Here is a 25,356-nt window from a genome sequence, read left to right as displayed (position 1 = left end):
GCACTCGCCTGCGCTCCCCCTTTCCTCAGCGCCGGCGACGCAACAGGCGCGCCGCGGAAGGCGGCCCGAACGCCCCGACTAAGGTGTATGACGAAAGTCATCGCTGCGTGAAAACCCCGTCGCGAATGCTCTGGCGTAGATCGCAGCGGTCAAAGCGCGGAGTCAGCCAGCGGTACGTTTCAATCAAAATGAGGAAGCGAGCGGATTTGATATCCGCGCTCAAGTAAAGCAGGGATGAGACGGGAGACCGCCGTGACCGTCTGATCGCGCAGACCTGCACCGGATACGCCTATCAACTCGTCGGGAGGACACCCGTCGTGCAAGCGTACGATTGCGCCGGGCTTCGCCGATTCCAGGACCGCATCGACGATCGTGTCCACCCCGGGGCGAGACCAGTCGCTCGGATCAACCGACCATTTGATGGCCGCCAGTTCAGCGATGGCCGACGCGGCAAAGACCTCTTCGGTCCAGCTCCCGTATGGCGCGCGCACGTGCCGAACTGACGCTTGAGGGCAAGCCATCATAATAGCCGCATTTGCGTCAAATATTTCACGCTGCACTTCATCAAACCCGCATCTAGACAGGTCCGGATGAGTCATCGTGTGGTTGCCTACCTCGTGCCCTTCCTCGACCATTCTTTGAATTAGCTCCGGCTGGCCAAAGGCATAGGCGCCAATGACGAAGAACGTCGCCGGTACCCGATGTTCGGCGAGCAGATCCAAGATCTGCGGTGTACAAAGCGGGTGAGGACCGTCGTCAAAAGTCAAATAAATACTGCGGTGGCCGATGCAGTCGTCGCACTCCCTGCGCACGTCCCATAACCAGTCAGAATGCATCATTGGTTCTGGTCCGTTCCGATCGATTGCTGCTCCGGCCGGCCAATCGGACGTTGAACATTCAACCGGTGTAACGGCGACAGTGCGGCTTCGCTGCGCTTTGGGGCAAATCGGGTCGCGCATTTTGAAGGGTCGACCCGACTCGAATTGGGCGCCACGTTGTTCCAGGTCTACCAGCATTGGGTACAATTATACTTCGGTCATGGGTGGGTCGACGGCGCCTAGCTTAGTAAAACGGTAAAGGAATATCGTGTGCGTAAGATGTTGGCACGATTGTTGGCAATAACTCTTCAGAGCCGATTCTCAACGGCAGCCGATTGTGCATCACTCTCAATTTGCCGTGGACGTCCGATCACCTGAATGCAGGATTCAGAGAAATCAGTAAAATGAATTGATTGGATAAATCCCATACGCGCTGTGGATCGATATTGCGACGCGTGGGTACACCTTACCTTGCACGACCGTCGGCAGTTACCCGAGAAGCATTCCGGCGCTACGGCGGCTCACCACTCGTACGCGCTCCCGGGCTTGCGCGATAGGGTCGACGCGATGCCTCTCACAGCAGAGTCCGCACCGGTAGAGAAGTCTAGTTTCCGCCCATAAATCACACAGTGCTCGGCCACCCCGGCAAGACGCCGGTCACGGCGCGTCACGGAGAGCAGGAACTCATGTTCTGCCTGCTGATGGGACCGCGATGGGCGCTGCTGAAGCCCCGGCAGTGCAAGCCTCCTTTTGACGGCGCGGCATGAATTCGCACAACGTCCGGCCTCTGCACCGTGGCCACGCCCTCAGTGGCGGGAATGAGCGTGTCGGTTTCCATCGCCGGTTCAGGGCGGTCGCGATCAAATCCGCTCGTCGCGCACAATGCTCCGTTGGCCGCGCAGAACCTCACGGCGGCGGCGTCAGGACCCTTGAATCGCACGGACGCACATATCCACGAGATGAATATTTGCCATCCAAACAATCGATTTTACCAATCGACGGCGATGCTGCATTAGGAACTCGAAATGAAGGGTAGGGCTCAGGAAGGACGGCGAGTTTTGAGAGAGCCCATCAGCGCTGGAATCCCGTCGTGCGAGGTTCTGCCAGTCCAATTGGCTGGTATCGCGATCGCCGACGACAGCATCTGAACTCGCACCAAATCACGCGGCTTCGAACGCGTAATGCGTGCCCTCGGGAAGCATCAGAAATGGAGTCTTTGTATGCGCTCTCAGGTGCGGTGGAAGCTGTGCTGGGAAAACGAGTTGACACTTTCCGATCATGTCGAACTCGCCAAGTTCTTTCGAACGACCTACGGACCGACCGGGGTCTTCAATGCCAAGCCGTTCGAAGGCAGCCAAAGCTGGGCCGGAGCTAGACCTGAGTTCCGTGCGATCGCTTATGACTCGAGCGGTATTGCGGCACACATGGGCTTGCTGCGCCGTTTCATTAAAATCGATGGGGCCGATCTGTTAGTGGCTGAACTCGGATTGTACGGGATACGTCGGGATCTCGAAGGCCTCGGTATCAGCAGTTCATTTCGCGCCGTGCTCCCCGTGCTGCAGGAACTCGGGGTTCCATTCGGCTTCGGCACGGTTCGGCCAGCGTTGCAAAAGCACGTTGCAAGATTGGGGCGAGGCGGTCTGCTGGTCGTCAAGTCGGGCATTCGCGTGCGCTCCACCCTTCGAACCGCGCTTCTCGACAAACCGCCCACTCGCATAGACGACGCACTCGTCATCGTCGTGCCGGTAGGACGTCCGATTTCCGATTGGCCGGCCGGCGCGATGATCGATCGGAACGGAGCAGAGCTTTGAGCCACCTCGACTGCTTGTCCGAAGTGAACAGCGAGTGCGCTAACGGTGCCGGCCAACCTAGCGTTTATTTAACGTTTGACGACGGCCCTCATCCGTTTTGCACACCGAAGGTGCTCGACGTGCTGGCGCAACATCGTGTGTCGGCGACGTTCTTCGTCATTGGCGCGCACGCGGCAGACCAGCCAGCACTAATCCAACGAATGATTACGGAAGGGCACGAGGTAGCTAACCATACGATGACCCATCCTGATCTTTCCGAATGCGAACCCGGCGCGGTGCAGCGTGAGATCTTCGACGCGAACAGAGCCATCAAAGCGGCCTGCCCTCGAGCCTCAGTGCGGTACATGCGCGCTCCTTATGGCATCTGGACCGAACAAGTGATCGCCTCTGCGGCCAGCATTGGGTTGTCGGCTGTCCACTGGTCGGCAGATCCGCGAGACTGGTTTAGACCCGGTGTCGATGCAATCGTCGATGCAGTGCTGGCCTCCGTCCGGCCTGGCGCGATCGTGCTCTTGCACGACGGGTGTCCTCCTAGTGAGATGAAGCCGGGCACTGACGCCGGCTTGCGAAGCCAAACCATCATGGCGCTGTCGCGTATAATTCCAGCACTGCACGACCGCGGCTTCGCAGTGCGCTCGCTTCCCCAACAACACTGAACGAACCAAAGATCTCATGGACCTTCTTGGCACAGCCAGCACTGTCACCATCTCGTGTTATGCGCTGCTCTCGACCACATACAAGGGCATGCAGGCCACTTATGCCCGGCCGGCAAACGGATCATCGGTCTCGGACAACCTAGCCAGTCCCGACCTTTGGCCGAGCGTGGACGTCATCATTCCTTGCTACAACGAGGACCCGCGCACACTCTTCGAGTGCCTCACGTCGATTGCAAACCAGGACTACGCCGGAAGACTGCAAATCTATGTAGTTGATGACGGTTCTGGAAATCGGGAAGCTGTTACGCCCGTTCACCAGAGCTTCGCGCGCGACCCGAATTTCAACTTCATTCTGCTTCACAAAAATGCCGGGAAGCGTAAGGCACAGATCGCCGCGATACGCCGCTCATCAGGGGATTTGGTGCTCAATGTCGACTCGGACACAACGCTAGCGCCCAATGTCGTCACAAAGCTTGCGCTGAAGATGCAAGATCCAGGGATCGGCGCAGCCATGGGTCAGTTGACAGCCAGCAACCGAAGCGACAGCTGGCTGACCCGATTGATCGATATGGAGTACTGGCTGGCTTGCAACGAGGAACGCGCAGCGCAGGCTCGCTTCGGCGCCGTAATGTGCTGCTGCGGCCCGTGTGCCATGTACCGTCGATCCGCACTCCTTTTGCTGCTGGATCAGTATGAGACCCAAACATTTCGAGGGAAGCCGAGCGACTTTGGTGAAGATCGCCATCTTACGATTCTCATGCTGAAAGCAGGCCTTCGAACTGAGTACGTCCCGGACGCCATCGCGGCAACAGTCGTTCCAGATAGCCTGGGGCCATATCTGCGCCAACAACTCCGCTGGGCACGCAGCACTTTCCGGGACACTTGGCTGGCACTGAATCTACTACCGGGCCTCGACCGCTTTCTAACATTGGACGTCGTGGGACAGAATCTCGGGCCGCTACTACTCGCCCTATCGGTGCTAACAGGCCTCGCTCAGTTCGCACTGATGGGCACAGCGCCATGGGGGACAGTCCTGATGATTGTATTCATGACCATCGTTCGCTGCGGCGTGGTGGCGCTTCGTGCTCGCCAACTTCGATTTTTAGGTTTCTCTGTCCACACATTCATCAACGTCTTTCTCTTACTCCCCCTGAAAGCCTATGCGTTGTGTACGTTGAGCAACAGCGATTGGCTGTCGCGCAACTTCGCTGCCACCGTGGCAGTTAAAGATGGCAAACAGGGCCCTGTCCCAAACCTTACCACTGAATCAAGCACTACAATATTGTCGGGAGATGCGGTGCAGAATCGTATGCGCCATCTTGCACGGGATTGTTCGGTGCTGGTGACTTCCGACGAATGATGGTTGCGTTATCGAGGTAGACGAATCTTGAAGCTGGACAATAATCATCGATTGTTGGATCGGGAATTGGCCGCAGACGATCCGTGGCTGCTCGATGCCAATCCGTTCGAGCGGGAGCGTCACACGCAAATGCTCCGGCTGTCGCTTTTGCAAGGATCCATCACAAATGCACTTGAAGTCGGGTGTGCGGCAGGCGCGTTCACGGAAAGACTAGCGCCCCATTGCCAACGACTCACAGTAATCGATATCGTGCCGCGCGCGATTGATCGAACGCGCAGCAGGATGAAGGAGCTACCGCACATCAGCTGGGTAGTCTCCGATGTCCAACAGTTCTCGACTGAGGAACCGTTCGATCTGATCGTCGTGGCGGAGGTTTTGTATTACCTCAACGGTATAGCCGAGATGCGCGCTGCCATCCGCAACCTTGCGCGGATGCTTGCGCCAGGGGGGCACCTGGTATTCGGATCGGCTCGTGATGCCGCTTGTCGGCGCTGGGGTCACGCCGCTGGTGCCGAGACTGTCATGGCAATGCTGAACGAGACGTTGATCGCTGTCGATCATCTGCAGTGCCAGGGCGATACCCCCAACCAAGACTGCTTGCTCGCCCGTTTTCGGAGTCCGGTTCGGCCTCCGGATCTGTCGAATTGCCTCCGTTAGACGAGGAAGTATTATGCGCATTTGTGGTATCAAGCTGACGCATGACGGGGCGGTTGCACTTGTCGAGGACGGAAAACTCGTCTTTTGCATTGAACAGGAGAAGCGGGACAATAACCGACGATATCAAGCCATCGACCATCTGGAGTCAGTTGTCTCCGCCTTGGCGGAGCACGGTCTGGATCCGCGGGACGTAGATCAGTTCGTTATCGACGGCTGGGACGGCGACGTGGAGTCGCAGTTCCAGGTCCTTAGCGGGATGGGTCCCATCACTCTCAAAGGGGCGCCCTACGTCGAACGCCATGCCGAGGGCCTCCTCACGTCGCTCGACGGCTCCGGCCTGATGCTCGATGGCCGGCTTTTCTCTTATAGAAGCTACCCGCATGTTACCGGCCATGTGACTTCGGCATACTGCACCAGCCCTTTCGCCAAAACCGGACAACCCGCATTCTGCTTGGTCTGGGACGGGTGCATCTTTCCACGCCTCTATTATGTAGAACGCCGCGGCGCCCGGTTCCTGGAATGCCTGTTCCCGGTAATAGGCCATCTTTACGCAGCTGCTGGCCATCACTTCGGCCCTTATAAGCGGGCGGGTCGCGACTGGGACCTAGGTATTGCCGGCAAGCTGATGGCCTACATTGCACTCGGGTCGGTCCATGAGGACATCATGGCAGTGTTTCAGGAACTGTACCAGAAGCGCTTTGCGGGCGACACAGAGTTAGCCAGTCGTTACAGCGCGGATATCAACGGCGCGGAGCTTTCGCTTGCGGCCGTGCATGACTTCTTCGAAGCCAGTGCGCTCCGATTGCTGGATCAGGCACCCGAAGATGTGCTTGCATCCTTTCATGTTTTTCTCGAGCGTCTCCTTGTCAGCGAAATGGCGGCCGCTGTGGAGCGGCACGCACATCTTTCGGGTGCGCGAAATTTGTGTATCGCCGGCGGCTGCGGTCTCAATATTAAATGGAACAGTGCCCTACGCGAGACGGGGTTGTTCGATGCTGTCTGGGTGCCCCCCTTTCCGAATGACAGCGGCTCGGCAATCGGTGCCGCTTGCAGCGCAATGGTTGCGCAAGATGGCTTCGTTCCTCTGGAATGGTCGGTTTACAGCGGCCCGGCCCTGCTAGATGGCCAACTCCCTTCCGGATGGGACTCCGCACCGTGCAGCATGCGAGAACTCGCTTCCATTCTCGCCAGCAACAAACCCGTTATTTTCCTCACCGGGCGCGCTGAGCTCGGACCGCGGGCACTGGGTGGCAGAAGCATTCTCGCGGCCGCGACTTCGCCGGAAATGAAGGACTATCTCAACGACGTCAAACTTCGCGAACACTTCCGCCCCGTGGCACCGATCTGCCTTGAGGACCGCGCGCCGGAAATATTCAGCCCCGGAACGCCGGATCCTTACATGTTGTTCGACCACCAGACACGGGCGGAATGGCGGGACCAAGTCCCCGCTGTCGTGCATCTCGACGGTTCTGCGCGATTGCAGACAGTTTCCAGAACCTCTGAGCACAAGGTGGCCGAGCTACTCATCGAATATGAAAAACTCACGGGCATTCCGCTGCTTTGCAATACGAGTGCCAACCACCATGGACGTGGGTTCTTTCCGGATGCCGCCGCAGCCTGCCACTGGGGACGAATTGAACACATATGGTCCGACGGTGTGCTATTGACCAAAACTCCCGCAACTGAACCCTCGCCAGTCGACGGCGCCCTTACGCTGGTTTGAGTGCGCGACCATGGTAGCAATCGACTTTGTCGGCGTGACAAAATCATATGGCAAAAGGGTCGTTGTCGACGGCATGTCGTTCACCGTTGCACCGGGAGAGTGCTTGGGGTTGCTGGGACCGAACGGCGCGGGCAAAAGCACGATCACACGGCTGCTCCTCGGCATTGCAACGCCTGACGCAGGCAAGATCACGGTGTTCGGCGTGCCAGTGCCGGCACGCGCCCGTTTGGCACGTGGACGCATCGGCGTGGTCCCGCAGTTCGACAACCTTGATCACAGGTTCACGGTACGTGAAAACTTGCTGGTGTTCGGGCGATACTTTGGCATGAGCAAACGCGAGGTCGAAGCGGCGACCCCATCGCTGCTCGAGTTCGCCCGCCTCGAACACAAGGCGGATGCGCGCGTCGCCGAACTGTCCGGTGGCATGAAGCGACGCCTGACGCTGGCCCGTGCGCTGATTAATGACCCGCAGCTCCTGGTCATGGACGAGCCGACCACTGGCCTCGATCCACAGGCGCGCCACCTGATCTGGGAACGCCTGCGTTCGTTGTTGGCGCAGGGCAAAACGATACTTTTGACTACTCACTTCATGGAGGAGGCTGAGCGGTTGTGCGACCGGCTGTGCGTACTCGAGCAGGGGCGCAAGATCGCCGAAGGGCGACCACACACGTTGATCGACGAGCAGATCGGCTGCCAGGTGGTCGAGGTCTATGGCGGCAATCCGCATGAACTGAGATCGTTGGTTAATCCATACGCGAGGCGCATCGAGCTGAGCGGCGAAACCCTCTTTTGCTATGCGCCCGATCCCGAGCAGGTGCTCATGCAGCTGCGTGGGGTTGCTGGTCTGCGCCTTTTGCAGCGTCCGCCGAATCTCGAGGATGTCTTCTTGCGGCTCACCGGGCGCGAGATGAAGGACTGAACGATGACCGAAGGTTATATGGCCGCGATGCCCGCCAACGCGTGGAATTGGGTTGCAGTATGGCGCCGCAATTATTTGGCTTGGAAGAAGATTGCACTTGCGGCGATTCTCGGGAACCTCGCCGAGCCGATGATCTCGTTGTTCGCTCTCGGCTTTGGTCTAGGGATAATGATAGGTCGTGTTGAAGGCACTTCGTACGTGGCTTTTCTGGCGGCTGGCATGGCCGCGGTAAGCGCGATGACTTCTGCGACCTACGAAACGATCTACTCGACTTTCGCTCGCATGAGAGGCGAACACACGTGGGAAGCGATGCTGTGCACTCAGCTCACGCTCGGCGATATCGTACTCGGTGAATTAGCTTGGGCTGGGACCAAGTCCCTTCTGGCCGGTACGGCAATTACGCTGGTTGCGGTCACGCTCGGCTATGCAGAGTGGTCATCCATTCTCTATTCACTGCCAATCATCGCCCTGACTGGCCTTGCTTTCGCAAGTCTAGCTATGATCGTTACGGCGCTTGCGCCCAATTACGACTTTCTCGTGTTTTACCAGACGCTTGTTCTCACGCCGATGTTGTTCCTGTCCGGAGCCGTCTTTCCGGTTAGCCAGATGCCAGGCGCTTTTCAGCGGATAGCGTCCTTCCTGCCTCTGGCTCACTCGGTCGACCTGATCCGCTCAGTGATGCTTGGCCGCCCTGCTGAAAGCCTCGGCCTGCATACTGTGACACTTTGCGTCTACGCGGTTTTGCCGTTCTTTTTATCGGCGGCGCTGCTTCGCCGGCGTCTGATGAGCTGACGCTACTGCGTCGGTGCCGTAGTTTTGAGTATCGGTCTTTTGGCAAAGATTATCTCGCTGTCCCAGGAACGGATTTGAATGCTGCCGCATCCTCAACCCGGCTCGAGGCGTTGCACTCGCCCCCGTCAGCGCAGCCCGCAGCGCTATCCCTCCTTCGATTGCAAGGCTTGCTTAAATGCGAACCGATCGGTCGCGAACATCCTCGAGCGAAGCGGTGCCGAGGACGGCGCTCAAGCATCTCGTCCTAAGCGCCATTCGAACCGCCGCGACTAATGATGGTTAGGAACACACGCAATGACTGACAGCCACATACCGTCGCCTGCGCCATTTGTGATCCTAGCCATGCCGAGAACTGGGACGCACTACCTGGAAGAATTGCTGAACGCGCATCCGAATGTGTTGAGCAACGGTGAGCTGCTCAATCCATATGCCACGACTTGGCCTGATAAACATCGTCTGCTTCGCAGCGATCGAGAGCTTCTTGAGCTTGCCTACTTGCGCTATCCCACGCAGAGCGACAAAAAGGTGACGCACGTCGGCTGCAAGGTCAATGAACCTCAATTCCATGATCGTCCGGGTTTTTTCGCCGAACTGACACGCTGGCCGGCCCTCAAAGTCATTCTCGTGGTTCGGGAAAACACGTTGCAATCGCTCCGGTCGCTGGTACAGGCGAGGCAAACGCGCCAATGGCTGAAGTTCAGGTCGGACAATGATGCTCCGCCGCCGCGAGTTAGATTATCGACCGCCGACTGCGAGGCATACTTCAAGGCTGCTGACGATTTCCACGCTCGGGTCGCACACTCCTTCGCGAAGAGCAATATGCTTGAAATCGAGTACGAGTGCCTTCTGGGCGAACCTGACACATGCTTGGCAGCGATTTGGGATTTCCTGGGCGTTCCGGCGCTTCCACTTTCCGGTACGGCGGCCCTTCAGCGTCAGGAAACGCGACCGCTAGAGCAAACGATCGAGAATTTTCATGAGTTGCGCCGCCACTTCGCGCACGGACCTTACGCGAGATTCTTTGACGTCGGCGAGGGGGAAGGGCAGTGGGCGATCAGCTGACAACCGAGATTATCGAAAAGACAAAAGCTCGCGCGGACACCGAGAACGAAATTACTGTCGCGACCCAGCTCGGAGATCTTGGCATCTATTCGCTCGAATTATCCGAGATCATGTTAGATATCGAGGAGGCCTACGATAGCGAAATCGTGCTGGACACAGCCGAGGCTCGGAACAAGCCCAGCAATGTCGACGACATCGTCGAGGCGACGCGCCCGTTGATCGCAGCTAACGAGTAATGATCTCTCAAGCACGCCCGGTTGCGCATCGTTATCACCATGGGCGATATCTGCCCGTGCCTTCATTCATGACCGGGCTGGCGAAAGCCTATGCCATCGAGGCTTCCCTTCAGTACTGCGCCTGTCTCCTAGTCGTTCCTTTTCAGTGAAGCGAGAGACCTGAATCAATGTGTGGGATCGTTGGAATAATTGGGCAAGCTCCAGTTGCGCCGCTTATCGCAGATGCTTTGAAGAGACTGGAATACCGCGGCTATGACTCGGCCGGCCTGGCCACGATCGAATCTGGCGTGCTGGTGCGCCGCCGAGCGGAAGGCAAGCTCGTTAATCTGGAGAGGCGCCTCCAGGCGGAGCCGTTGGACGGCAAGATAGGAATCGGCCACACACGCTGGGCAACGCATGGAGCGCCGAACGAAACCAACGCCCATCCGCATTTTTCAGACGATGTCGCCATCGTCCACAACGGCATCATCGAGAATTTCGCCGAACTGCGTAACGAACTCATTCGCGACGGCTACGAATTTTGCTCGGAAACCGATACGGAGGTGGTCGCACATTTGGTGTCGCGTGAGATAAAGCGCGGTGCTGCCCCACCCGAGGCGGCCCACAGGGCGATCAAGCGGCTCGAAGGCGCCTTCGCACTCGCCATTATGTTCCGCTGTGACGAGGACCTCATCGTTGGCGCGCGCAGCGGTCCGCCGCTCGCCGTCGGCCATGGTCAAGGGGAAATGTTCCTCGGGTCGGACGCGATCGCCCTGGCAACATTCACCGATTCGATTACCTATCTCGAGGATGGCGATTGGGCCATCCTGCGCCGGAATCAGGCGCAGATCTTCGATCTCGATGGCAACCCGGTCGAACGGCAACGGCAGGAGTCGATCGGCACGAGTCTTCTCGTCGATAAGGGTAACCATCGGCACTTCATGGAGAAGGAGATCCATGAGCAACCGGAGGTCATCTCCCATACACTCGCGCACTATCTTGACTTTGCCGGTGGGAGTTGGCGGCCGCTCGACATGCCGTTCGACTTCGCCAAGCTCGACCGCTTGACTATTTCCGCTTGTGGCACTGCCTATCTCGCAGGCTTGATTGGCAAATACTGGTTCGAGCGGCTCGCGCGGCTACCGGTCGACATCGATATCGCTTCCGAATTCCGCTACCGCGACATCCCCCTCGCGAAGGGCGCCGCCGCACTCTTCGTTTCGCAGTCCGGCGAAACGGCCGACACGCTCGCTTCCCTACGCTACTGCCGCAAGGCGGGCATTTCGGTCGCCTCCGTCGTCAATGTGCGGGAATCGACGATGGCACGAGAGTCGGACGTCGTCTTTCCAACGTTTGCCGGCCCGGAGATCGGCGTTGCCTCGACCAAAGCTTTTACCTGCCAGCTCGCGGTTATCGCTTCGCTCGCCGCTCGTGCTGCTGCCGCTCGCGGCACCATCACGCGCGAGGAAGAAAAAGCACTGATAAGGCAGCTGTGCGATGCGCCGCGCCTCGCAGGCCAGGCGTTGGAGCTTCAGCGCCACATCGAAAAAGTGGCGCACGAGCTCGCCCAGGTCCGCCATGTCCTTTATCTCGGGCGCGACACCAACTATCCGCTCGCAATGGAAGGTGCGCTGAAGCTGAAGGAAGTTTCCTATATCCACGCTGAGGGTTATGCGGCGGGTGAATTGAAGCACGGTCCGATCGCGCTAATCGACGAGACAATGCCAGTAATCGTAGTCGCCCCGCATAACCGGGTGTTCGAGAAGACGGTGTCGAATATGCAGGAAGTCGCGGCCCGTGGCGGCAAGATTATCCTGATCACAGACGGAAAGGGTGCAGCACAGGCTTCTGTGAAGGCTTTCGAAACGATTGTGCTACCCGACACGCCCGACCTCATCGCGCCAATAGTTTACGCGCTGCCACTTCAAATGCTCGCTTACTTCACGGCCGTCTTCATGGGTACCGACGTCGATCAACCGCGCAATCTCGCGAAGTCCGTGACCGTAGAGTGAGCGTCGGTTGTCCGCTTGCTTGCCCTCAGCAAGACCCTGGCGGAACTTGGACGGCACCGTGCGCTTCGGCTTCCAGCCCGGCTGGGGAACGTGCAAGGTGCAATGGCGCGCGCTCGCCGTGCTCGACGATGGGCTCATGGAGCGCTCCCCTTTGAGGAGATCTATGGCTTTGCACAACAACCGGGGCTGCCCGGCGGGCGCTTCAGACTGCGCCGGGGTGGCTACGCCGCCAAATGACAACTTTGGGGTCTTCCCTAAAAGGTATGTCGCCCCCTGCGCGACAGGGCCCGACCGACATCGGCGTCCGTTTCGGACGAGTCCTCGACGCACTTCCTCGCTTGCCGCCTTCCCGGCGCTGATCCTCGAAAAGTGGCTGCGGTGTGCGCCCGAAATCTTTTGATCCGCTATTGACCGCCTCTGGCGTCATTGCTTACAGGCAGACGCACTGGCTCGGCCATCCAGTCGCGGTCCAACCAGCTGAGCTTGGGAACCCCTAGCCCAAGACTTCCTGCGATGCTGACGGCGAAATCAGGTATGAGCGGGTAGGCCGCGACACAGAGTCCGACAAGCGCGAAGGTCACCGCGCGGGCCGCGGTCCGGTCAAGCGCCTCGTTTTCCTTCGCCGCGGCTGGAACGTGCAGCACTGAACATGAATAGCGGTCGATTGCGTCGACGAACGCCTCGATTGCACGTGTCAGCTGGCGTACGTCCGGGTAATCCGTTTCAAAACGCGCTCGCACTTCTGCGTTGAAGCGTCTGCACTCCGCCAGGAACGCAATGTCGGTGGCTGACCACTGGCCAGGACACGGGAGCTCGTCAGTTGCGACCCGCCCGATGACCTGGTTAGCCTTCCAGGTCGATCTTAACAGCCGTCCGTCCCAGAAATTCCGTTTCCAGCTTTCATAAGAACTCAGGGAGAAGTCCTCGACAGAACCGTCCGGGCGTCGGCGACACAAGTAGAAGCGAAGCGGCTCGCCGGCTTCTTTTGCAGTGATATCGTTCACCCAGATTGCGTGATTTCGTGATGTTGAGAACTTCTTCCCATCGAGCGTGAGCATCTGATTTACGAAGATCCGTCGAGGGAGCATCTCATGCAGGTCGAGCGCCGAAAGTACACCGGGAATGACCAACAGACGTCCGAAGGCGTTGTCCGCCCCGAAAAGAATGTTCACCTCCGGCATCTCGTCCCGCGGAATTTGGTACCACAACGCAGGGCATCCGCTCTTTTCCCTTATCATTTCTAAGGCAAGCAAGTGCCGAGGCACGTGTTCGATGGTGATGTTGAACCGCTGACACTCAAATCCCGGGATTGGAATCCGGATTCCCTCTCGGTTGGGATTGGAGATGCAGACTTCCGGAAGCCCCCGGCTCAGCCAGGATTCGATGTAGTGCTTGGCGTAAATGGGCAGGAAGGACCGCGAGGCGAAGGATTCGAGCGCGCCATGCATTGGAGCGAGGTTCAGGAAAAGGCGCTTCAGGGGGCGACGTTCCAGGGAACGCCCGTCGAGATCAACCGCATCCTGAAGTTCGGCATCGAGGACCAGCGCGCCGCAATCCTCGCATTCGTGGCCGGAGGCATAGCCGCCGCAATAGGGACATTTGCCGTGGACGCAGGCGTCGACCCTGAAGCGCCCGCTTTCGACGTCATATGGGACCAAATGCTCTCTTTCAGCGATCAGGCCCTTGCTACAAAGTCGCTTGAAGACCTCGAGAACGACAGCCTTGCCGCGGCGGTCTGGCTCTGTCCCAAGGAAAATATCCGGGACTGCATTGAGCCGTTCCAGAGCCTCCTGGAAAGAAGCCGTATTTTTCTCGGCGAGCTGGTAGTATTCCAATCCTGCAGCGTCGGCCGCAATTGCAATGTGCTCAAGATGACCGTGCGTGCCCTGCAGCACGAAGACCTCTCGGCCGCCTGACTCAGCAATTCGGCGCAACACATCCGCGTGGAGGAACGGTCCTGAGGCATGACCTATGTGCATGTGCCCATTCGGAGTAAGCATCGCGGGGACCAGCAACAACGGTCTGTCTTTTGCTGTCGCTTCTTTCGTGGAAATCGCCTCTTCGAACGACGCGCGGCTGTGCCACCACACCGTCTGCATGACGGCACCGCTGTCCAAAGCCTCAATCCTGTGCCTGCGCAGCGGATCAATCCTAATGCTCTCTCCGCCAAGCAGCAGGAAGGTCTTCTCGTCCAGGTGAATTCGAACGCCGCCAGAGATCACTGTCCAAAATTCGACTTCCCCGTGGTTGTGACGGCAAGTGGTCGCGCCTGGACTGAACTTCAACAGACGTACAGAAACGTTACCCCCTTCTGGGAAGGGATCATGCCTGACGATGCCGCCATCAATCGAGATAGGGACCGCACGTGCTTCATTTTTGAGATCTATTATTTGCGGATAGATCATTTCGTTCCACTCTCGAATTTCGGGGGGCATTCAGCTGGCAACATATCTGGGCGGTCCGGAGGGGTTGAAAGCAAGCGCCCGTTTTGCAGCGCCTTCGCCACGACCGCCGCCCGCTCGGCCAGACCGCCGAGCGTGTGCTCCGTTAGGCCCCGAAGGCCAAAAGAGTGGTTCATGAGGAAAATGCGAGGTCTCGGACCGGAGCGCCGCAACTCTGCCGTCTGACCGAGTCCCACTTCGAAGGATTCGTCGATAACGAGGCCGGCGTCTTCGGTTCGCGGTTGCAGCGGTTGGAGGAAGGATAAATGGCGACGGTTTGAAAAGCCCGTCGCGCAAACCAGAAGATCGACCTCAAGCGTTGTCAGGTCTTGCCGACTTCCGATTCCGCGAAGGTGAAGACGAAGGCTATTCTCAACGCGCTTGGCCGCCGTGATTTCCGTATACGGGAACAGCCTGAGCCTATCGCGTCCACACACTTGGTCTTCGAAGCGAAGGTCATAGATGCTTTTGAGGACGTCCTTGGTGACGGTGGAGAAGTTCGTGTTCCTCGTGTCGGTAAGGAACCTATTGCGATCTTCGGGTGGCAGCTTCGCGAACTTTAGCGAGTGCGGATAGGTGTAGAAGTCATTTACAAACGGGTTGTCATCGGTCTGTTCAAAGAGGTGCCGCCGGCACACGACGACAACTTCCGATACTTCCCGATGCTGAAGCAGGAATCTGACTATCTCGCCGGCGCTTTGCCCGGACCCGACGACTGCAACGCGAGCGTTCGCGTTGATCATTCCCTCGTTCGCATGGGACAGGAAGAAGTTTGAATGCACCACGCGGCCGGGATCGACGGCCAGTTCTTCGGGAAGGTACGGTTCATGCCCAAGGCTCACGACCACGTCGTCAGCTTCGGTTTCCGAAACGTCTCCGCTCGACACATCCCGGACCGTGATGACAAGGGTTTGGGTTCCCGACGGCTTCTCGCGGAACCTGATCTCCACTGCCTCCTTGCCGAAACGAATCTTGTTCGCAAAAAACCGGCTTACCCAGACCAGATAGTCGGAGAACAGCTTCCTTGAAGGATATAGATCCTTCGTATGAATAAAGTGATAGAGAAGCTGCCTGTCATGCAAGAACGAGAAAAAAGTGAATGGGCTTGCGGGATTCCTCAGGAACGCTAGGTCCTTGAACAGGGACACTTGGAGCTTTGAATCCTCGAAAGCAATGCCTGGGTGCCATTCTGCACTGTCGCGGCGCTCAAGGACTTCCAGCGAACCCAGAACTGATGAACCCCATTCTTTCAGGCACGTCAGCAGTGCAAGGTTTGCTGGTCCGCTGCCCACGAGCAGTGTTTTCCGCCTTTGCATGATCGGCTCCAAAAATCGTGCTTGTTTCCAACAGCCCAGTTGCGCGCTCGGCTAAGACAGCCATCCGGCTTCCCCTCATCTGCTCGAGGGCCGTCGAGGCGACTTCTGCGAGAGGGGCTTCACCGGGGTGTATGGCGCCCCGCAACTGTTTGCGCGTGACGCATTCCACGGCTGCGGCCACTGGAACCGCGGTCGCGATAGCCATGCTTGAGAAGCCTCGTTCCTGAAGTGCGGAACGAAGGATGCACGTCCAGCGGCCAAGTTTGCGATGGCGATCCTCAATGGCCACATCAAGGATGACCTGGTCGCCATGTTCGCTTGGGTCCCGGCGAGTTAAAAGCGCTTCCGTAACGTCCTTGACCCGCAGGCGCGCGCTCCCGATCTCGATTTCCTCGTCGGACAGCAGCCCGAGCCGATGCAACATCCGAACGCCATCCGCAAAGCCCGGCCATCGCACAGTCAATTGTCGGAGGGTCGGAATGCTGAGATGAGTGCTTGCGGCAGTCGACGAAACCATTGCGTCATCGTATGCCTCAAGAAGTCCGACACCCTCCACGAACAGCGAAGACACGCTTTCGAATCGATTTCGTGTTACGGCTCGGCCATTGAGCCGTGCCAACGCAGGTCTCTGCTCTATGGGCAGCCTGCGTCCAAAAGCGAGAGCATAGTTCGGCGGAGGTTCCGGAATTCTGGGAATCCCTCCGCAATGAGTTACGATGCTCTCTAGGCCGTCTAGTTCAGCTGCTGTCAGTGAGATTAACGATTCAACCAGTCCTGGTTCGAGCCCCGCTCCTAAGACCACCGGCGGACCGTTAGGCGGCACCCGGGCAATGTCTGGATCCTCGGGGCCCGGCCTGCCGACGCAAATAATAGGGGTATGTAGACCTGCCTCGTGCATTTGGTGCACAAGTGTGCCGACCAGATTTCGGCAGTCATTCCAAGACGTTGCCATGATCAGCGATCGTGCTGAGAGCGCGCATGGAGCCAATGAAACGCCGAAGCGGACGTTTTTGATCTCGCCCAGAAGCCCCTGCGCCGCGGAAAGCACAGAATGGCTCCTGTCAATCACCACAACCAACGAGTCCGGCTGGCCCGCAAGTTGCAGGGCCACCGCTCGGCCGACTGGCCCGGCTCCGATGACGACGTGGGACCTCCCGCACATCGTGCTTCAGCCTTTGTTGCCGGCCACCGTCGAAGCCGGCTTGCGCCGGGTCGCGCGATAGCCAAGCAGAGCAATAGCCGTTTGCAGTAGGGCTAGGCCGGCAATTAACAACGTCAGTGTATTGTATCCTAGGTGAACTGAGACGATGCCGGCGGCGAAAGGGAAGAGATACAGGCCAAGGAAATAGGAAAGACTGAAGATGATCTGCACCAAAGTTCGTGACTGCGGCGCAGTCACGCGGACAGCTTCTGCCTGCATCAGGGGATACGATAGCCCATAGGTTATGCCGGTCGCCAGTGATCCCACCGCGTAAATAACAGGATGGCCCGGAGAGTAGTGGAAACCGAGAAGCGAAATGACCATCCCGCCCAGGAGTAGCGGCAAGATCCGGTCGGCCGCACCACGGCTCACGCGCGGACCAATTGCAAACCTGGAGCTGACTACTCCTATCGCCCAAGAGCCAAAGAATATTTCATACCGGAGACCGAATTTGTTCGCAAATGGCGCTTGGAAGTTTATCAACGTGGTGTAAATGCTTGCCGACAGCAGTACGAGTACAAAAAACATTGCAGAATTGCTGAAGAGGAGAGTGAAGAGATCGCGTGCGAGCGAGGCGTTATCGGGGATATCGGCGTCGCGGATATTTGCCGCACGCTGCGCTGCCCACGATGAAAATGCGGAGCCAGCCGTCGCCGCAAGCATCGCCAGAATGAACATGTCCAGCGTGTCCAAACCGGCGAAGCGGGTAAGGACGCTGCTTAGCAGAGGTCCGCAGGTTACCCCTAGGGTTGAGAATGCAGAGTAGGCCATGAAGCTCGATGACCGGTCTGCATCGGTTGAGAGGGCGGCAATGCAGATCGAGCCCACGGTGAAGTGCAGCGCCCATCCGCCCGATTGCAGCATGTAGCTCAGGAAGTAGGGGAGTGTCGCGCGCACGCCCGAAAACTCGTTTACGAGGATGGTCGCGCAGCCTGCTGCATAGAGAAGCCCGCCGATAGGTGCAAGCCTACGCACGCTAAATTGCCGGGCGAGCGAGGGACTGATCAAGACTATTAAGATGGCGGTCGCCATGCCTGCTGCTGAGATCGAGCCAAAAAAGATCTCGTCTCGTCCAATCGACAACAGGTAAACTGGAAGCAGTGCAAAGATGCCCATTGCGAAGGAAATCAGGCATCTCTCAGCGACGAACATGCGCCTATATCGCGCAAGACGTGTACCGACGACTGAAATAGTGGAAGCGTCCATTTCTCATCCCATGAAGTTTGTACGCTGCTTCCGCGTGGGCGATGTTGCATTTCGAAGACTATTCGGCCGTTCCGTGCGCACACACCTTGCTAGGAGGAGCGCGTGCGCGACCGCAGAGCATCGCTTTGCTTCAATCTATCGTGGCTACCCGCGACATGAATCACGACCGTCTGCTGCTGCCCGCTTGGCAACGGAGATGCTCAAGATTCGTGCCAATTTGAACGATCGAGCCGAAGAACGAATTTTGTCGGTTCTTTTCAGTCGATTAGCCTGAGGCAAAGCAAGAGATCGGCTGAAAGTGGCTTCTATCGTGAACTCGACAAACCCGACAGAAGATTGTTGGGGGGCAACGTTGAGACCGCTATGCCCTGGCTTCGCCGGTGAGTCACAACTGTCGTACAGGAGTGAGGGGGTAGCGCCTCTGGCTGGCCTGGCCGCAAGATGCGGGACCGCATGATGCCGTTGCTGCAGCGCGGAACGTGCCTGTGAACACGCCTCTATGCCGGTGAGGGCGCAACAGCGGTAGTACCTCCAAAGGCTATAAGCGGTCGGACGACACGCACGCCTCGACTGCCGATCCGGAAGCGGGTCTCCACCGCAAAGCCGCTAACGCGCCGAGACTAAGGGATGCCGCATTTGGGATGAGTGGTGGGCTCGATGCCGACCCGGATCTGGCCGGGGCTCCTGTCGCCCAGTGGCGATGCCTTATATTACCCAATAGAGCAGCGCCCTATGTATTGGCAGGCGATCACGCCCGGGCCCGAAGAGTCATGGATGAAACGCACTCCGGTGCATATGACACATCGCTGACCCGCTAACGAAATCGCCCTGCATTGCGGTTATCTCGGCCGCGATGTTCGGCCGTTTCATCTTCATCGGGATCGGCAACAAAGGCGGCCGTCGCATTCTGCGGCCGCCTCCGCTGCGGGCCAACGTTCGTTACTGCCTCAGTCGAAGCCTAGGATGAAGCGCCGATTAGGGGAACGGATCGGCCGTGCGTTCTGGGGGTAGAGCGAGACAAATCGGGCAATATCCGCAGCGTCGACCTCTACCGGTTCTTTTACCAACATCCATTGGACGTTCTCGGTGCAGGGCGGCGTCGTCAATGATCCCTCATAGGTCCAGTAGCTCAGCGAGGCCGGGAGAAGCCCGGTGGGATCGATATCGACGGCCATTGACGCGCCTGGCCACGCAGGCAAGACCGCTGCCACGCTTGCGAAGCTAGCATTTGTCGCGCCTGGTATCAGAAAGACGCCCATGACACCAAAGCTGTCGCTCTTTGTGTCCTTGTGGACGAAATGCGTTTCCATCGGGAAACTCTTGCCGGCTACGCGATGCTCGCTTGGCGCATGAAAATGGAATTGGATCAGTTCGAAAGTGCGATCCCCACGGGTCAGCGTGCTGCCTTCCGGCATATTGATTTGAATGGTATGGCCGTTATTCACCATCTTGCGCCGGCCCTTCTGCCAATCTACGGCGATACGCGGCATGTCGGCCTTGACGGCGTCGGTAATATCGATGGGTGATTGCTGCGTACCCGCCGAACAAGCGAAATTCTTCCTGTCCAGATCGGCCCAGTGCTCGGGCCCCTCCTGACCCGTATATCCCCAATGGGCCCCATCCGCGCGCGCGGCCGCGGCACAGATGAGGCAAGCGCCCTTTGCAACGACCCCTTTGATCAGGTGACGACGATGCATATTGCTTTTCCTTCCTTACGCAGACTGATGCTCTTCCAATTGAAAAAAGGGGGCCGTGCATTATCTCTGATCCTTCATAGGAAAGGTGGCTGCTGTCCCGGTAAAGGAATTTGTCGCCGATCTCGGTTTTGCATATCGTGCCGTCGCACAGAAAGTCGTGATAAGAAACGACCTCTCCGCCAGCCTTCAAGGCCACCTGATTCAAGAGATCGAAAGTTGCGAATGGCTTCGGCGGTATTGGCCGACTGTCATTTCCACGCATTCGAGGACCATTTGCTTACGTGTGCTCGATGTGCTTTGAACCAGTCAGATCGAGATTTGCCCCATTTCGAAAATTTCGAAAAATCAATTGTTTCGATAAAACTCATCCACACGGTGGATTGTATGGCGGCTGCATAACGATTGAACGGCGACTTTCTGTGTCACCTATTGCAGAAGCGATCGCTGGCAGTTCGAAGGCTGTTGCACATCCAATCGTCATTCTTCCAGGCATTCGATCTCGCCCGCCGAACCGCGCCTTGAGTGCGGCTTTCTGATTTCGCGACGATCAAATGGCCGCGGTGCGGCTTTGTGGGCAAGCTCCTCACATCAGCCTTGGTGATGGTTTGGTTGCGCAGTTATGCGGCTCTCCGGTTTCATCTCGCGGAGAGGGCCGAACGAGAGGAATACGGGAGCAGGGTCGATGAACGTTCGATGAGGATATGGCGGAGTTCTGTCGTTATGCTCTGTCGTAGCGAGGCGCTCAAAAGAGCGAGTTTGCCTCAAATGTTTTCCGGCAGATAAATCTCGAACGGCAAGAACGTCTGCCATGGCGTCTCTGCGGTGCCTGTCTCGATTGCCTTGGCCATCAGCGTTATCAACTCCTGGCAAAGTAGGCGCAGGGGGGTGGAAACCGCCATCGTAATGATGTCGTCCGCGAGTGCTGCCCGCGACTCTGGCGTGATCTCGTTGACGATTGCGAGGAGATTCCGACCTTCGCCCTCTTCCCGGAGCGCAGCGATGGCGCCCTCCGTGCCCCCGCCGGCGACATACAAGCCGACAAGTTCGGATTCGCGCTGTATGACATCGAGTGTGGCCTCGTAGGTGGTTTGCCGTGTATCGAGGTTCACGCGCGTGTCCAGCACCTCGAACATCGGCGCTTTCTCACGAAAGTATGAGCGAAAGCCGGTTTCTCGCAATTCGGGGCCCTGAAAACGATGGCTGACGACCAAGACCGCCACCTTGCCCGGCCTTGTTGCAACTTTGGAAAACATCCAGGCGGCCGTCCGTCCAACCTTGCGATTGTTGAGGCCCAGGTAGCCCTCGCGCACGCCGGCGGCAAAATCGGAAAGTAGCGAAAAAACCGGGGTTCCGTTCGACTTGAGTTCTTCGACAGCTGCCGTGACGGTTGGATGATCCGGTGCCATCATTGCGATCGCGTGGCAGCGAGCACCCATGTCCTCGAGCAACTCGACCAGCTCGCCAGGCCTATGCGATGGCGCGAATTCAACGACTGGAATGCCCCGGAAGGACTGTGCCGCGCTGACAGCAGCTTTGATCTCTCGCGCGAAATCCTGATAGAAATGCTCGGCCGGCATTCTGAGAATAAAGCCTAATCGGTACTCCGGCAAAATCCGCTGCGTGCGCTGCTGGATCAGACCAGCTGCGTTGTAGCCGATGGCCCGGGCCGCCTCGCAGACCCGTCGTGCGGTCTGTTCCCTCACCAATCGACGACCGTTCAAAACCCGATCGACGGTCGCTACGCTAACCCCGGCTTCGCGGGCGAGATCTGCAATTGTGGGGCGCTTAGTCATGATTCGAGTCTAGCAGGAAGTCATGAGGAACATAGAGGACGGGTCACGGAATTTGACAGATTGTGTCAGTCTGCGTTGATGGCGCCGATGTCGCAGCAGATCCTTTTTTTGCCGAATTCGGCGACTACAGCGCGTGCTCGTTGGCAGTTCGCCGCAACTGCATGAGCACGCATCGACCGAAAAAGCAGATATGCGGCCAAGACCGCGCCCCTCACTTATCCGCACGGATCAAGTGTATATTGGGCGCAAGCAGCTTTCATTTTCCCGGTCCCCATGAGCCCACTGCAGCCTTTCCGCGACGGGCCAGTTCAAGAAGATTTCGAACAATCGGGGCTGCTTCGATACACGCCTGGAATTATTCCGTGGCGTTTCAGCTTGTCGTAGAAGGTTTTGCGGGGCACCTGCAGAAACGCGGTCGTCCGCCTCACGTCGCCATCGCATTCCCGCAATGCGTTGCGGATGACGGTCGCCTCATAAAGACTAACCTTTTCGGAAAGAGAGAGGCTTAATTCGGCGTCTCTTTTTCCAGGCAGCGAATTCGGCACCCCTTCAAGTCCCAATGCAACCCGATCCGCGAAATGCGCAAGTTCGCGGACATTGCCGGGCCAATCATGGCCCAGGAGATGATTACGCACGGCCGCGGTTATCTCCCACACTGGCTTGCCGAAGCGTTTGCACGCGCGTTCCAAAAAATGCGCAAAGAGGATCGGGATGTCTTCGCGTCGCTCGCGAAGAGGCGGGATATGGACCGTCACGACGTTCAGGCGGAAATATAGATCTTCCCTGAAGTCACCGCGGGCGGCTGGATCGCTCAGATCGACCTTCGTCGCCGCCACGACACGAACATTGATGCTGCGGATTTCGTTGGTTCCGAGTGGCGTGACCTGACGGGTCTCGAGTACCCTTAGCAGTTTAATCTGGAGCGCAGGCGGCATGGACTCGATTTCGTCGAGGAATAGCGTGCCGCCATTCGCGTATTCGAGGCGACCGATCCTGCGCCTGTGCGCGCCGGTAAACGCGCCTGCTTCATGGCCGAAAAGTTCGCTTTCGATAACACTTTCGGGCAGCGCGCCGCAATTCAAGGCCACGAACGGCTTCGTGCTTCGTCTGCTCCAGCGGTGAAGCAGATCCGCGACCACCTCCTTACCCGTGCCGGTTTCACCCTCTACAAGGACGTCCACATCCGTATCGGCGATCTGGCGGATCGTTTCTCGCAGCCAGGTCATACTCGGCGCGTTCCCTAGGAGAGGCATCTCGCCCGCCGATCGGACGACCGCATCCCTGAGGCGCCTATTTTCCAGGACTAAGTGCCGGGTTTCGGAAGCGCGGTCTAGCGTCACCAAAAGCCGGTCGGTCTCATATGGCTTGGAGATGAAATCGTAAGCGCCGTCCTTGATGGCGGCAACGGCGAGCTCGATGTCGCCGTGCCCAGTGATAAGAACAACAGGGATGTCCGGATCGATTGCTTTCACCCGGTCAAAGAGCTGAAGCCCGTTCATTTTGGGCATGCGGATGTCGCTGACGACGGGACCATTGAAGTTCTCGTCGATTCTGGCGAGTGCGGCTTCGGCGGAATTGACGACGATAGGGCTAAAGCCGGCAAGTTCCAGCATCTGCCCTGCAGCGGGCAGCAGATCCTCGTCGTCGTCAACGAAGATGACAGGCCCTTTTTCGCCACTCATTCGGCACGCCTCAATTCGATGGTGAAGGAAGTCATCCCTTGCTCGTGGCTGGCATCGAGTCGCAGCGAGCCGCCGAGCTCGCGGGCGATTTCCTCTGAAATAAGCAGGCCAAGACCGAGCCCCTTTTCCTTGCTTGTGCTAAATGGCATAAAGAGGCTCTCGCGAATTTCAGGGGCGAGGCCGGCACCGTTGTCTCGAACCGAAATGCTGACTGTTTCCTTGTTCTGAGCAAGTGCAATCTCAATCCGCGGCTCCGGCAGGCCCTTCAGGGCATCTAGCGAGTTCTGCAGGAGATTGACCAGAATTTGCTCCAGCCGAACGCAACTTGCCATCACCATCGGAGGCGGATCTGTCCGTTGCCGTTCGATCGTCACGCCAGATTCGCGGATTCGGCCCGAAAGGAGCGAAAGCGCCCCGTCGATCGCCTCCTCCACCGATATTGGCCCTATGGAACCGGTTGCGCGGCGGGAGAACGACCGCAAGGTTTCGGTGATCGCGCCGATACGTCTCGTTATAGCGATGATCGATTTCAAATTCCCAGCGGTTTCGTGCGGCCTGTCGCCTTGGAGAAGACGTGAAGCATTTTCGGCATAGGTGCGAATTGCTGTGACCGGCTGGTTAATCTCGTGAGCAACTCCGGCTGCGATCTGTCCGAGAATTGAGAGGCGATTCGCTTGGGAGAGTTCATCACGTAATCGGCGCACCCTTGCCTCGGCATTCTCGCGCTCGGCTATCTGAGCTGCGAGCGCTTCGTTCGAGCGGCGGAGCTCTGCCGTACGCAAGTTGACGCGATGTTCCAGTTCCGCGTTCATACGCGCAAGCGCGTCCTGCCGTTGTCGGATCGCTCGGCGCCGTCGCACAATAACGGAAACGGCAAATGCAACGAGCACGACGGCAAGCAGTGCTGTCGCGCGGGCTGTCATCATCGCCGCGGAAATCTCTGCATCGGCAGGAATAAGCAGTGACAGCCGCCAACCTGGGATCACTTTGCCGAGATCCTGCGAAACCGTGACAAAGCCGGCTGCCTTGTCGGCGGTACTTGCGGTGACCAGGTTGCCGCCGCGGTGCGAAAGCGGAACGGGCTCGAACGTTGCGCCAGGCAGCTGCAGATGATCGCGGGCGATTTTTGCCTCTTTCTCGGAAAGAGAGGAAAGAGCGCCAAAACGCCATTGAGGCACGCTGGTCGAAAGGACGACGCCGCGCTCATCGCTCGTGAAGACCACGAAACCGCTCTCGCGCCAGCTCGACTCCACACGGTCGAGCTCGACCTTCACCACGACGACGCCGAGTGGCCCCTCCGGTCCATCGATCCGGCTCGACAAGAAGAGGCCGGGGCGCTTGCTGACGGTACCAAGCGCGTATTGCGTGGCCATGCCACTCGCCATCGCTTCAACGAAGTAGTGACGGAAACGGTAATCGCGGCCGACAAAACTGGTGGGCTCGCCGGCGTTGCTCGCAGCAACCGTCGTTCCCTTACTGTTGATGACGTAGATGACTGAAGAGGCGGCGTCACGCGCGATGGCTCGAAGCTTGTCATCCAGCGCAGCTTCCCCACCGGTGCCCGGACTGCGAAGCATCTCCTGGACCGCACCATCACGAGCCAAGACGCGAGGAATCAGTCGCTGCTTCTCGACGTCTCCTTTCAACGTGTCGGCTGCAAGCGGGCGCGCGGCAAGAGCACGGTCGCGCAGGTCTGACTCAGCTTTGGTGCCGGCAATACGGCCGGCTGCAAAAACAAATAAACTGAGGCCCGGACCGAGGAGTGCAAACAAAACCGCAAGCCAGAGAAATCTGCCGGTGCCCGATCTGCCAAGGAAACTGAACGGGGCCTTATGCAAGCCACCCTCGCTGATGCCGTCGTCTGCTAGCGCGTTCTCCAGACCCTAGTGCTGGATTTCGCCAGATGAAACTACAAAGTGCGGAAATTCACACACAGCGTGGTCGAAAAGATCCGAAATTGCGCGATCCGCTCGGCCTCTCGGTTTGGCACAGGGC

At 58.2% G+C, this 25,356-nt stretch carries 19 protein-coding genes and 1 pseudogene; 10 read left to right on the top strand and 10 right to left on the bottom strand.

Translation table 11 applies throughout. The annotated features are described in order from the left end of the window. Positions 1 to 179: 179 nt before the first annotated feature. A complete protein-coding gene (gene nodB / locus DPM35_RS29975; RefSeq protein WP_245431709.1) occupies positions 180 to 839 on the bottom strand; it encodes a chitooligosaccharide deacetylase NodB in 660 nt (219 codons plus the stop codon). A 1,199-nt stretch (positions 840 to 2,038) separates the two neighbouring features. Between nodB (DPM35_RS29975) and DPM35_RS29970 the strand changes: the two genes are divergently transcribed. The 10 genes from DPM35_RS29970 (at position 2,039) to glmS (ending at position 12,025) form a co-directional block, all read left to right on the top strand. Further along, positions 2,039 to 2,629 carry a NodA family N-acyltransferase gene (locus tag DPM35_RS29970; protein WP_112131098.1) on the top strand — a complete coding sequence of 197 codons (591 nt, stop codon included), beginning with the start codon at positions 2,039 to 2,041 and terminating at the stop codon, positions 2,627 to 2,629. Continuing rightward, a complete protein-coding gene (gene nodB, locus DPM35_RS29965) occupies positions 2,626 to 3,285 on the top strand; it encodes a chitooligosaccharide deacetylase NodB (RefSeq protein WP_112131097.1) in 660 nt (219 codons plus the stop codon). Before DPM35_RS29970 ends, nodB (DPM35_RS29965) begins: the two co-directional genes overlap by 4 nt. A gap of 16 nt (positions 3,286 to 3,301) precedes the next feature. Then, entirely contained in the window at positions 3,302 to 4,645 is a 1,344-nt protein-coding gene (gene nodC, locus DPM35_RS29960) for a chitooligosaccharide synthase NodC (RefSeq protein WP_112131096.1), read from the top strand. Between the two features lie 27 nt (positions 4,646 to 4,672). Beyond that, positions 4,673 to 5,302, top strand: coding sequence for a nodulation methyltransferase NodS (nodS, locus tag DPM35_RS29955; RefSeq protein ID WP_146768012.1), 630 nt, complete (start codon positions 4,673 to 4,675; stop codon positions 5,300 to 5,302). A gap of 13 nt (positions 5,303 to 5,315) precedes the next feature. After that, positions 5,316 to 7,025, top strand: coding sequence for a nodulation protein NodU (gene nodU / locus DPM35_RS29950; RefSeq protein WP_112131094.1), 1,710 nt, complete (start codon positions 5,316 to 5,318; stop codon positions 7,023 to 7,025). Between the two features lie 10 nt (positions 7,026 to 7,035). After that, on the top strand, positions 7,036 to 7,944 hold the full coding sequence (gene nodI / locus DPM35_RS29945; protein ID WP_112131093.1) for a nodulation factor ABC transporter ATP-binding protein NodI: 909 nt from the start codon (positions 7,036 to 7,038) through the stop codon (positions 7,942 to 7,944). Positions 7,945 to 7,947: 3 nt separating this feature from the next. Beyond that, positions 7,948 to 8,736: an ABC transporter permease gene (locus tag DPM35_RS29940; RefSeq protein ID WP_112131092.1), complete on the top strand. Its 789-nt coding sequence runs from the start codon at positions 7,948 to 7,950 to the stop codon at positions 8,734 to 8,736. A gap of 294 nt (positions 8,737 to 9,030) precedes the next feature. Further along, on the top strand, positions 9,031 to 9,798 hold the full coding sequence (locus tag DPM35_RS29935) for a sulfotransferase (protein ID WP_112131091.1): 768 nt from the start codon (positions 9,031 to 9,033) through the stop codon (positions 9,796 to 9,798). Further along, on the top strand, positions 9,783 to 10,034 hold the full coding sequence (locus tag DPM35_RS29930) for an acyl carrier protein (RefSeq protein ID WP_112131090.1): 252 nt from the start codon (positions 9,783 to 9,785) through the stop codon (positions 10,032 to 10,034). Before DPM35_RS29935 ends, DPM35_RS29930 begins: the two co-directional genes overlap by 16 nt. A gap of 167 nt (positions 10,035 to 10,201) precedes the next feature. After that, a complete protein-coding gene (glmS, locus tag DPM35_RS29925; RefSeq protein ID WP_112131089.1) occupies positions 10,202 to 12,025 on the top strand; it encodes a glutamine--fructose-6-phosphate transaminase (isomerizing) in 1,824 nt (607 codons plus the stop codon). Positions 12,026 to 12,429: 404 nt separating this feature from the next. Here the strand turns inward: glmS and DPM35_RS29915 are convergent, their stop codons facing one another. From DPM35_RS29915 to DPM35_RS29875, 9 genes and pseudogenes are all read right to left on the bottom strand, one after another. Next, positions 12,430 to 14,430, bottom strand: coding sequence for a class I tRNA ligase family protein (locus DPM35_RS29915; protein ID WP_181592225.1), 2,001 nt, complete (start codon positions 14,428 to 14,430; stop codon positions 12,430 to 12,432). Continuing rightward, complete coding sequence (locus DPM35_RS29910; protein WP_112131086.1) at positions 14,427 to 15,782, bottom strand: SidA/IucD/PvdA family monooxygenase; 1,356 nt, start codon at positions 15,780 to 15,782, stop codon at positions 14,427 to 14,429. Before DPM35_RS29910 ends, DPM35_RS29915 begins: the two co-directional genes overlap by 4 nt. After that, entirely contained in the window at positions 15,673 to 16,680 is a 1,008-nt protein-coding gene (locus tag DPM35_RS33400) for a saccharopine dehydrogenase C-terminal domain-containing protein (RefSeq protein ID WP_425373433.1), read from the bottom strand. Before DPM35_RS33400 ends, DPM35_RS29910 begins: the two co-directional genes overlap by 110 nt. Positions 16,681 to 16,950: 270 nt before the next feature. Further along, a complete protein-coding gene (locus tag DPM35_RS29900; protein WP_181592223.1) occupies positions 16,951 to 18,135 on the bottom strand; it encodes an MFS transporter in 1,185 nt (394 codons plus the stop codon). 1,001 nt (positions 18,136 to 19,136) lie between these two features. After that, the gene (locus tag DPM35_RS29895; RefSeq protein ID WP_112131083.1) at positions 19,137 to 19,886 is read right to left on the bottom strand and encodes a carbonic anhydrase; all 750 of its coding nucleotides are present in this window, start codon (positions 19,884 to 19,886) and stop codon (positions 19,137 to 19,139) included. A 118-nt stretch (positions 19,887 to 20,004) separates the two neighbouring features. Continuing rightward, positions 20,005 to 20,148, bottom strand: a pseudogene (locus DPM35_RS33195) (hypothetical protein); the annotation flags it as partial. Positions 20,149 to 20,647: 499 nt separating this feature from the next. Then, positions 20,648 to 21,679 carry a LacI family DNA-binding transcriptional regulator gene (locus tag DPM35_RS29885; RefSeq protein WP_112131082.1) on the bottom strand — a complete coding sequence of 344 codons (1,032 nt, stop codon included), beginning with the start codon at positions 21,677 to 21,679 and terminating at the stop codon, positions 20,648 to 20,650. A 308-nt stretch (positions 21,680 to 21,987) separates the two neighbouring features. After that, positions 21,988 to 23,361, bottom strand: coding sequence for a sigma-54-dependent transcriptional regulator (locus tag DPM35_RS29880; RefSeq protein WP_112131081.1), 1,374 nt, complete (start codon positions 23,359 to 23,361; stop codon positions 21,988 to 21,990). After that, positions 23,358 to 25,199 carry a sensor histidine kinase gene (locus DPM35_RS29875; RefSeq protein ID WP_245431707.1) on the bottom strand — a complete coding sequence of 614 codons (1,842 nt, stop codon included), beginning with the start codon at positions 25,197 to 25,199 and terminating at the stop codon, positions 23,358 to 23,360. Before DPM35_RS29875 ends, DPM35_RS29880 begins: the two co-directional genes overlap by 4 nt. Positions 25,200 to 25,356: the final 157 nt, after the last annotated feature.

The sequence above is a fragment of the Mesorhizobium atlanticum genome, from assembly GCF_003289965.1.
Lineage (GTDB): Bacteria > Pseudomonadota > Alphaproteobacteria > Rhizobiales > Rhizobiaceae > Mesorhizobium > Mesorhizobium atlanticum.
This window is presented reverse-complemented; position numbering and strand designations above follow the sequence as displayed.

Bases quoted from the DNA above. Each gene is read 5' to 3' on its own strand.
- glmS (WP_112131089.1), top strand. From the start codon at position 10,202: ATGTGTGGGATCGTTGGAATAATTGGGCAAGCTCCAGTTGCGCCGCTT.
- nodI (WP_112131093.1), top strand. From the start codon at position 7,036: ATGGTAGCAATCGACTTTGTCGGCGTGACAAAATCATATGGCAAAAGG.
- nodB (WP_245431709.1), bottom strand. From the start codon at position 839: ATGATGCATTCTGACTGGTTATGGGACGTGCGCAGGGAGTGCGACGAC.
- nodC (WP_112131096.1), top strand. From the start codon at position 3,302: ATGGACCTTCTTGGCACAGCCAGCACTGTCACCATCTCGTGTTATGCG.
- DPM35_RS29970 (WP_112131098.1), top strand. From the start codon at position 2,039: ATGCGCTCTCAGGTGCGGTGGAAGCTGTGCTGGGAAAACGAGTTGACA.
- DPM35_RS29910 (WP_112131086.1), bottom strand. From the start codon at position 15,782: ATGCAAAGGCGGAAAACACTGCTCGTGGGCAGCGGACCAGCAAACCTT.
- DPM35_RS29885 (WP_112131082.1), bottom strand. From the start codon at position 21,679: ATGACTAAGCGCCCCACAATTGCAGATCTCGCCCGCGAAGCCGGGGTT.
- nodU (WP_112131094.1), top strand. From the start codon at position 5,316: ATGCGCATTTGTGGTATCAAGCTGACGCATGACGGGGCGGTTGCACTT.
- DPM35_RS29880 (WP_112131081.1), bottom strand. From the start codon at position 23,361: ATGAGTGGCGAAAAAGGGCCTGTCATCTTCGTTGACGACGACGAGGAT.
- DPM35_RS29915 (WP_181592225.1), bottom strand. From the start codon at position 14,430: ATGATCTATCCGCAAATAATAGATCTCAAAAATGAAGCACGTGCGGTC.
- DPM35_RS29935 (WP_112131091.1), top strand. From the start codon at position 9,031: ATGACTGACAGCCACATACCGTCGCCTGCGCCATTTGTGATCCTAGCC.
- DPM35_RS29900 (WP_181592223.1), bottom strand. From the start codon at position 18,135: ATGTTCGTCGCTGAGAGATGCCTGATTTCCTTCGCAATGGGCATCTTT.
- DPM35_RS29895 (WP_112131083.1), bottom strand. From the start codon at position 19,886: ATGCATCGTCGTCACCTGATCAAAGGGGTCGTTGCAAAGGGCGCTTGC.
- DPM35_RS33400 (WP_425373433.1), bottom strand. From the start codon at position 16,680: ATGCACGAGGCAGGTCTACATACCCCTATTATTTGCGTCGGCAGGCCG.
- DPM35_RS29940 (WP_112131092.1), top strand. From the start codon at position 7,948: ATGACCGAAGGTTATATGGCCGCGATGCCCGCCAACGCGTGGAATTGG.